The sequence below is a fragment of the Vibrio sp. 10N.261.52.A1 genome, from assembly GCF_002876325.1.
GTDB lineage: Bacteria > Pseudomonadota > Gammaproteobacteria > Enterobacterales > Vibrionaceae > Vibrio > Vibrio chagasii.
Genome location: NZ_MCYD01000603.1, coordinates 1 through 3076, shown reverse-complemented (window position 1 = coordinate 3076; position 3076 = coordinate 1). Strand labels below are relative to the sequence as shown.

General features: G+C 45.1%; 3 protein-coding genes. 1 reads left to right on the top strand and 2 read right to left on the bottom strand.

Translation table 11 applies throughout. The features are described 5' to 3' along the window. Positions 1–271: 271 nt before the first annotated feature. Entirely contained in the window at positions 272–838 is a 567-nt protein-coding gene (gene efp, locus BCT81_RS10465; protein WP_004741343.1) for an elongation factor P, read from the bottom strand. 33 nt (positions 839–871) lie between these two features. On the opposite strand from efp, the gene epmB reads away from it, so the two are divergent. Next, positions 872–1894: an EF-P beta-lysylation protein EpmB gene (gene epmB, locus BCT81_RS10460; protein ID WP_102424131.1), complete on the top strand. Its 1023-nt coding sequence runs from the start codon at positions 872–874 to the stop codon at positions 1892–1894. Between the two features lie 196 nt (positions 1895–2090). On the opposite strand, the gene BCT81_RS10455 is transcribed toward epmB, so the two are convergent. Continuing rightward, positions 2091–3076: DUF3187 family protein (locus BCT81_RS10455; protein WP_347232107.1), on the bottom strand; the 986-nt coding region annotated here is incomplete at its 5' end.

Genomic DNA, 3076 nt, shown 5'->3' with positions numbered 1-3076 from the left:
GGTAAACGAGTATCGAAGTGCTTAAGAGCAGATACGGGATTCGGGTAAACGAGTATCGAAGTGCTTAAGAGCGAAAAGAATCAAAGCAGCACAATACTATTTTGTTCTGCTTTTTTTGTTTTTCATATCTCGTATACTCTCATCTGCCCTTCAAGCTCTTCGCATTCCGTATCTCGTTTACTCGCATCTGCTTTTTAAATGCAAAAAAGGCCGCACAAGCGACCTTTTTCATTTCACTGAACCACCTTAAATCAAGGTGAGTACAATCAAATTACTTCACACGACCAACGTATTCGCCAGTGCGAGTATCTACTCTTACAACTTCACCGATAGCGATGAATAGAGGTACGCGAACTACCGCGCCAGTTGCTAGAGTTGCAGGCTTACCACCAGTACCCTGTGTGTCGCCTTTTAGGCCAGGATCTGTATCAGTTACTTCGATCTCAACAAAGTTTGGTGGAGTTACTGTGATAGGGTTATCATTCCACAACGTTAGAGTACATACGTCGTTCTCAACTAGCCATTTAGCTGTGTCGCCAACTGCTTTTACTTCAGCTGCGATTTGCTCGAATGTCTCGTTGTTCATGAAGTGGTAGAATTCGCCATCGCTGTATAGGTAGCCTAGTTCAACGTCTACAACGTCAGCTAGTTCTACTGTGTCGCCTGACTTAAATGTTTTCTCTAACACTTTGCCTGACAGCAGTTTACGAAGTTTTACACGGTTAAACGCTTGGCCTTTACCCGGCTTAACGTATTCATTTTCGATAATTGAGCAAGGCTCGTTATCCATCATGAATTTTAAACCGCCTTTGAATTCATTGGTGCTTACTGACGCCATGATTTCCTCTTACACATCTTTGAGTTGATTTCAATGCCGCATATCATAACCCGAAAAGTCGAATCTGTTGAGCAAAACTGGCTCAAACAACTATCGAATGCGATCTCAGACCCGACAAAACTCCTTGAAGCATTGGAAATAGACCCAACACCATGGCAAGCAGGCTTTGCCGCACGCAACCTATTTGCGTTGCGAGTACCGTTAAGCTTTGTCGAGCGAATGGAAAAAGGCAACCCGCACGACCCGCTATTACGTCAGGTTTTGCCATTGAGCGAGGAGTTCGAAGTTCATGAAGGCTACTCGGCCGATCCACTAGAAGAGCAAGACAACGCGATCCCGGGGTTATTGCATAAATACAAAAACCGAGCCTTGATGATTGTGAAAGGTGGCTGTGCGGTCAACTGCCGTTACTGCTTTCGACGCCACTTCCCTTATCAAGACAACAAGGGTTCTAAATCGGTGTGGCAAACCAGCCTCGATTACGTAGCTCAACACTCTGAGATTAACGAGGTTATCCTTTCGGGTGGCGACCCACTGATGGCCAAAGACAGCGAAATCGAATGGCTGATTCAGGCTGTCGAACAAATTCCACATGTAAAAACCGTTCGTATACATAGCCGTTTGCCAGTTGTTATCCCAGCTCGTATTACTGACGAACTGTGCCAAATTTTATCTAAGACTCGTCTAAATGTAGTGATGGTGAGCCATATTAATCACGCCAATGAAATCAATGCAGAGCTCAAACAGGCCTTCCTTAAATTAAAGCTTATTGGCGCGACTCTGCTTAACCAGGGCGTGATGCTAAAAGGCGTGAACGACAGTGCTGACGCATTAAAAGCACTCAGTGAAAAGCTATTCAACGCTGGCATTCTACCGTACTACATGCATGTACTGGATAAGGTTCAGGGCGCCGCTCACTTCTGTATCTCAGATGAAGAGGCGAAGCATCACTTCAAGGGATTAATCTCTGAGGTTTCGGGCTACCTAGTACCCAAGTTAACCCGCGAGATCGGTGGCCGCAGCAGTAAAACACCTCTCGACCTACACATTGAGTGATAAAGCATAATATTGAATGATAAAGCAAACAAAAGGGCCAGCAACATCCGTTGATGGCCCACAAGTCGGTTAATGGTTCTTAAACCCTTCACATTTTCACTCAAACACGGCTGAGGTTAGCGGCTGTTTAATTAAGTCCCTTTTCAGTTAGGTAAAACAATAACCTTTGGCCACGTACAGCACACGATCAAACACATCATAGGAAGTAACGAATACCGAGCCCAAAAGCAATGTCCGCAGAATTATCCATGTTGATAATGTTTTCGATCATACTGGCTTCTAACATGGCGTTGCCAAGATTCAAACGATAGCCCAGAACCACTTCATTAGAGGCTTCAGAGAACGCCCCCTCATCTTCCAACAAACCTTGGTACCAGTGATATTCAACGAGCACTTCATGAAAATAGCCAAATTTGTAACCATATCCAAAGGCGACCGCTCCGGTAAAATCGCGGATTTCAGTGCCTATCAACGCACTATTGTTGTCATTGTGCGTGACGCCAGCGCTTGCAAAAAATGAACTCGCCCCTCGGGCAAGGCTGTAATTCAACTGTACAGCTTGCTCAAAAGCACTTTTTTTGAATGGACCGCTGTCGACATTTTTGTAATAAACGCTTCCCCCGATGGCAAGTGCACTCGTATTCGAAGAAAAAAGCTGGTACTGAGTGTACCAATGCAAGGCTTTCGCTAACGCTTCCCCCTCGAAATCATCAATCGATACACCGTATTCATCACTGGATATATGGAATTGGTGTTTGCCTGCTTCATCACGTCCGTTTTGTCCAATACCGAAAAAACTGTGGAAGTCCATGGTCAATGAGTCTAGGTGATTATTGGCCGCATAGGTGTATTGATATTTCACTTCGGTTTGCAATTGAGGGTTAACCTGCCAGTTGGCACCGACGAAAATATGATTCTGATAATAATCAAGGTCTGCCGTATCAGAACTTGCCCAAACACTCGCCATCGTGCCCGATGCAAACAGCTCTACGCCATGGTTTCCCACCGGAAAAGCTGAACGTAGCTCCGTGGTCAAATGAGTCGACTGCTCGGGAGATTGAGCATAAGTACGAAGCGGGGTGGGAGGTTGAGCTGCGATAGCCGAGAGTGAAATAAAAGTCGTCGCAATAAGAAACAGCATCGATATGACTTTATTAGAGAGAATCTTAACCATTACAAAAC